We start from the raw sequence: 1,639 nt of genomic DNA, 5'->3' as shown, positions 1-1,639 counted from the left end.
TCAAAACTTTAAGCTTTTCAACTTAAAACCTTGAACTTGCAGCAAAGCTGCATCGTAGTCTCAGGCAGACTCGAACTGCCGACCTCTACATTATCAGTGTAGCGCTCTAACCAGCTGAGCTATGAGACTCACTATAGTTTTTTATGTTGTAAAAACAGAAATCGAAAAAACGGGCCCTTGAAAAAGCCCCCATGGGCAAATTCTCTAGAAAGGAGGTGTTCCAGCCGCACCTTCCGGTACGGCTACCTTGTTACGACTTAGCCCTAGTTACCGATCTTGCCCTAGGCCGCTCCTTGCGGTGACGGACTTCAGGCACTCCCGGCTTCCATGGCTTGACGGGCGGTGTGTACAAGGCCCGGGAACGTATTCACCGGATCATGGCTGATATCCGATTACTAGCGATTCCAGCTTCACGGGGTCGAGTTGCAGACCCCGATCCGAACTGTGACCGGTTTTATAGATTCGCTCCTGGTTGCCCAGTGGCTGCTCTCTGTACCGGCCATTGTAGCACGTGTGTGGCCCAGGACGTAAGGGCCGTGATGATTTGACGTCATCCCCACCTTCCTCGCGGTTTGCACCGGCAGTCCCGTTAGAGTCCCCATCTTTACATGCTGGCAACTAACGGCAGGGGTTGCGCTCGTTATAGGACTTAACCTGACACCTCACGGCACGAGCTGACGACAACCATGCAGCACCTTGTGATCTGCCCGAAGGAAACTCTATCTCTAAAGCTGTCAGACCACATTTAAGCCCTGGTAAGGTTCCTCGCGTATCATCGAATTAAACCACATGCTCCACCGCTTGTGCGGGCCCCCGTCAATTCCTTTGAGTTTCATCCTTGCGGACGTACTCCCCAGGTGGGATACTTATCACTTTCGCTTGGCCGCCCAGATTTGCATCCGGACAGCTAGTATCCATCGTTTACGGCGTGGACTACCAGGGTATCTAATCCTGTTCGCTCCCCACGCTTTCGTCCATCAGCGTCAGTATATGGTTAGTAACCTGCCTTCGCAATCGGTATTCTATGTAATATCTATGCATTTCACCGCTACACTACATATTCTAGTTACTTCACCATAACTCAAGACCACCAGTATCAAGGGCAATTCTACGGTTGAGCCGCAGACTTTCACCCCTGACTTAATGGCCCGCCTACGGACCCTTTAAACCCAATGATTCCGGATAACGCTCGGATCCTCCGTATTACCGCGGCTGCTGGCACGGAGTTAGCCGATCCTTATTCTTACGGTACCGTCAGAGGGGCACACGTGCCCCTTGTTCTTCCCGTACAAAAGCAGTTTACAATCCATAGGACCGTCTTCCTGCACGCGGCATGGCTGGATCAGGCTCCCGCCCATTGTCCAATATTCCTCACTGCTGCCTCCCGTAGGAGTCTGGTCCGTGTCTCAGTACCAGTGTGGGGGATCCCCCTCTCAGGGCCCCTACCCATCGCTGCCTTGGTAAGCCGTTACCTTACCAACTAACTAATGGGACGCATAGTCATCCTGTACCGTAGCCTTTAATGTATATGTGATGCCACAAATACATACCATGGGGCCTTAATCCAAATTTCTCTGGGCTATTCCCCAGTACAGGGCAGATTCTATACGCGTTGCGCACCCGTGCGCCGGTCGCCGGC

At 52.4% G+C, this 1,639-nt stretch carries 1 tRNA gene and 1 rRNA gene; both read right to left on the bottom strand.

Features of this window, described 5'->3' with window-relative positions:
* Positions 1-55: 55 nt before the first annotated feature.
* A tRNA-Ile gene (locus tag LV92_RS21680) sits at positions 56-129 on the bottom strand.
* 79 nt (positions 130-208) lie between these two features.
* A 16S ribosomal RNA gene (locus LV92_RS21675) occupies positions 209-1,639 on the bottom strand; the annotation flags it as partial.

The organism is Arenibacter echinorum (assembly GCF_003259375.1).
Taxonomy (GTDB): Bacteria; Bacteroidota; Bacteroidia; order Flavobacteriales; family Flavobacteriaceae; genus Arenibacter; species Arenibacter echinorum.
Note: the sequence above shows the minus strand (reverse complement) of the source record. Positions and strands in the feature narration are given on the sequence as shown.